The organism is Oscillibacter sp. CU971 (assembly GCF_905219725.1).
Taxonomy (GTDB): Bacteria; Bacillota; Clostridia; order Oscillospirales; family Oscillospiraceae; genus Oscillibacter.
The window spans coordinates 1-3,383 of the sequence record NZ_CAJMXG010000272.1; the positions used below are offsets into that span (position 1 = coordinate 1).

Annotated in this window: 3 protein-coding genes; 1 reads left to right on the forward strand and 2 read right to left on the reverse strand. The window is 48.8% G+C overall.

What is annotated here, in order from left to right; genetic code table 11:
* Nucleotides 1-232: 232 nt before the first annotated feature.
* Both JX325_RS13915 and JX325_RS13920 read right to left on the reverse strand, forming a co-directional pair.
* Nucleotides 233-1,651: a recombinase family protein gene (locus JX325_RS13915; RefSeq protein ID WP_204791689.1), complete on the reverse strand. Its 1,419-nt coding sequence runs from the start codon at nt 1,649-1,651 to the stop codon at nt 233-235.
* Between the two features lie 183 nt (nt 1,652-1,834).
* Nucleotides 1,835-2,653, reverse strand: coding sequence for a hypothetical protein (locus JX325_RS13920; RefSeq protein WP_204791690.1), 819 nt, complete (start codon nt 2,651-2,653; stop codon nt 1,835-1,837).
* A gap of 257 nt (nt 2,654-2,910) precedes the next feature.
* Between JX325_RS13920 and JX325_RS13925 the strand changes: the two genes are divergently transcribed.
* The coding region (locus JX325_RS13925) for a hypothetical protein (protein WP_204791691.1) at nt 2,911-3,383 on the forward strand (473 nt) is incomplete at its 3' end.

Here is a 3,383-nt window from a genome sequence, read left to right on the forward strand (position 1 = left end):
TAATAGTTTAACACTACCCCATATCCTTACCTTGGTATCAGTGTTTAACAAGCATGGGTTTACTCTGTTTTCTTGTTTTGTAAAAAGGAGTCAATGAAAACCTCACCGTCCGGAAAGAAAGAGCGTACTAAATTCAACAATCTTGTTATAAGGTTCCCATATTCATCAGCTGTAAGTATAACCACATTTTTAAACTATTTTTTACAAGGGCATAATGCCAAGTGAAAAGGTTTTAGATTTTCCAGTGGATTGTAACACTCTCACTGGTAGCGTCAATCTGTGATATGAGTATATCAACCACCTTGCGCTTATCGTCAAAGCTCACGGACTCCCAGTCATCGAGATAGCCCGTAATGCTGTCAATCTGTGAAGCGGAAACAGAATTAGCGGTGAGGTCTGCGACCAGCCGGAGCTGTTTCTGCCGTTCCGCATCCAGTTCCTCAATACGTGTATTTGCGTATTGCAGGAGAAGCGGATTAGCGCCGGACAAAGTGTCCAGAAGTTTCTCGATCTCGCTTTCCGTCTTTGCCAGGGCAACACGGGCGGCGGTCAGCTTCGGATTGTAGCTTTGTTCCTTACCGCCTTTCAGCGTGTGGAATTTTCGCATCTTCTTAACCATCTCGCCGTAGACAAACGCCTCCATGTTTTGCGCGGTCAGCGTACCGGCACCCTCGCAGCTCTTATTGTCTGCCCGTTGCTTGCACCGCAAATAGGTAACACCGTTTCTGGCGTTCAAACTTGCCAGGGCATAACCACAGCGCCCGCACTTGATTTTCCCGGCCAGCCATGTGTTATGGCATTTCCGGCCATTCTGGAATGTCGTGTTTTGTGAGAGCTTGCGCTGAACAGTCAGCCAGAGCTGGGAGGGGATGCGCCCCTGGTGGGGAGCAATCACGAGGATCGGCTCCTCGCCCTCGCGCCCTTGATAGAGATAACAGCTATTGTCCCCTGTGAACATTTCCGGGGGACTTTCGATTTTTACGCCCTGGGCCTTGAAGTATTCGTAGATGTCCATATCGGCCTGGACGTAGACAGGGTTTCTCAGCAGTTGAGCAATAAACCCGCGCTTTAGGGACTTGTCATAAACCTTGATGTCGTTCTCGGCAAAGTACCGGGATATGTCGCCGTAGGAATTGCCCGGCTCCGCATACATTTGATACATCAGCTCGGCAAAATCCATTTCCGCATTTTCTACCAGCTTCTTTGTCTTGATCCCGTCCATGACGATGGGCTCGGTATCAAAACCGTATGGCGTCCGCCCCCGCATATAGTAGCCTTTGGTACACCGGGAATAGAAAGCGTCCTGCACACGCATCTGGATGCTTTCGCGTTCAAGCTGGGCAAAGACAATGCAGATATTGAGCATCGCCCGGCCCATTGGTGTGGAAGTGTCAAACTTTTCTGTGCAGGACACAAACTCCACATCGTACTGCTTGAACAGTTCCATGAGCTTTGCGAAGTCCACGATGGAACGGCTAATCCGATCCAGCTTGTAGACGATCACCCGCTTAATCAGGCCCAGCCGGATGTCCTGCAGAAGCCGCTGGAAGTCGGGGCGCTCAATGTTCTTGCCAGAGTAGCCCTTGTCTTTGTATTCCTTACCCTCACCGCCTTTAAGCTCATAGCGGCAAAATTCAAACTGACTTTCCAATGTGAAAACATAGTAAAAGCCCTGGACCTATTGCAATACAATGGGTCCAGGGCTTTTATCCATCAAATTTACTACTAATTTACTACTTTTGCCGAAAGTGGAAACCAATCAGGTGTTTTGGGTATTGCAACGCTTCAGGAGGATAGCTTTCGTTTGCTCCACAGCATCACGGTGGAAAAGCGATTACAAAAACTTACCCAACAGTTCTTTAACAAGTGCCTTGCGCTTCTCAAAGTCCATGGTTGCTTCAATTAACTCGTTAACGCGCCCCAAAGGTTCCAACTTTTCAAAAAGTTCTCGATAAGTTTCGTTGTTCACATATTCGCTTTGCCACCTAAGTTGTTCGCCCACCAAATCGAGTGGGTCACCATTACTGAGCATCTCTTCCGCATCGTTAATTTCTTTGATGTCGAACAATTTATTCGGATTCAAGACAATCTCCATATCCGCATTACAGAAGTATGCCAAAACATCTTCTTTTTTGATAGAGGCTTTATATGCGTTTCCGGCAGCATCGAGACCAAACCTATCGTCTTGATGCAATATAGTTACAATGGGATTTATGGTCCAAGAGACCGCATCGGCAGGCTCTAAGTCACGCAGGTCATCTATACTAAGGCCATTCATACCACGAAAGACAGTGATTACATCAGGCAGCCTCGAAAGTAATTTGAAGTTAATCGAATCCATCAATTTCTCGGGATTGCAGGAAGCGAACCATTCTATGATTTCCTCTTTTGTGCAATAACCATCCGCACAGGGCTCCATGTTGCCGGTGACTGAGAATGGCCAAATGGCAGCCAACGCAATCGCACGACCGTCAGCATCCAGGAGGCTCTGTATATCTCTAAAAAGGTCAAACCTAGAATCGTCTGGGGTTTCACGCATTAGTCTACGGATGAAAGACTCACCGTCAGTAGAATTCTCGTCCGGCAATTTTGCCGCATCAACGTACTTTTTAGCAGCCGTGAGTACCTTATCTGTGTCTGTGATGTATTTCATAAAAAATCTCCTTTCAAATTTGCTGGTGTCCAAGTTTTCTTATTTATNTAGTATAGACCTTTAGCCGGAAAAAGCAAGAGGAACCGCGAATTTTGCGCAATTTTTTCCATATGCGTCCATCCGCCTGTAAGTTAGCCCCTTCTCCTCCAGCCGCCCCTTTTTCTGCCCTTTGGCAAGGGCAGCGGGTGCTTGCTGGCGGCGCAGGTCAAATTATTGCAAAAACCTGCCCGAATACTTGAAAGGAGGATGCCGGCAAGATGCCCAGCAAGTTGGAAATCTACATGGAAAAAGCGGACGCGGCCACGCTCCGGCTTACAAAAGACTACCGAATCTGGACGGAGTTCCTTGTGACCGCAGGCCGTGTATACAAGTATGAGTTTCTGGAACAAGCCATGATTTTCGCCCAGAGGCCGGACGCCATTGCCTGCGCCGAGTATGACCTCTGGAAAAAGCGTATGCGCCGGTATGTCTGGCGGGGTACTACGGGAATCGGCCTGGTCAGCTATTCGGGCAGCGAGCCATACGTCCGGTTTGTGTTCGACGTCACGGACACCGGCGAGAAGAAAGGCGCTCTCTACCCGGACTTGTGGCAATACGGGCGCAAGCATGAACCGTCTGTCACGACGGCCCTGGAATCGAGGTTTGAAGTTCCCGGCAGGGACGGCATTGTAAAGCAGCTGGCCCGCATCGCCGTCCAGCTTGCCGAAGAACGCTGGGACAACTATCGGGA

What these genes read in the sequence shown, in the direction of transcription:
- JX325_RS13920 (WP_204791690.1), bottom strand. Translation starts at nt 2,653, where the DNA reads ATGAAATACATCACAGACACAGATAAGGTACTCACGGCTGCTAAAAAG.